Origin of the sequence: Staphylococcus sp. EG-SA-17 (genome assembly GCF_017151845.1) — a bacterium.
In the GTDB taxonomy this organism is placed as follows: Bacteria; Bacillota; Bacilli; order Staphylococcales; family Staphylococcaceae; genus Staphylococcus; species Staphylococcus aureus.
Map to the genome: position 1 here is coordinate 1 of NZ_JACVZO010000148.1, position 252 is coordinate 252.

At 35.7% G+C, this 252-nt stretch carries 1 protein-coding gene; it reads left to right on the plus strand.

Annotated features, from left to right (window positions below; all coding sequences use genetic code 11):
• Positions 1-252: phage antirepressor KilAC domain-containing protein (locus tag IDG65_RS14490; RefSeq protein WP_206174264.1), on the plus strand; the 252-nt coding region annotated here is incomplete at both ends.

Sequence of the window (252 nt, forward strand, 5' to 3'; positions counted from 1 at the left end):
TCCAAGTTGAAAAAGCTTGGAATAGCCCAGAAATGATTATGCAACGTGCTTTAAAAATTGCTAACAACACAATCAATCAATTAGAAACAAAGATTGAACGCGACAAACCAAAGATTGTATTTGCGGATGCAGTAGCTACTACTAAGACATCAATTTTAGTTGGAGAGTTAGCAAAGATCATTAAACAAAACGGTGTAAACATCGGGCAACGCAGATTATTTGAGTGGTTACGTCAAAACGGATTCCTTATTA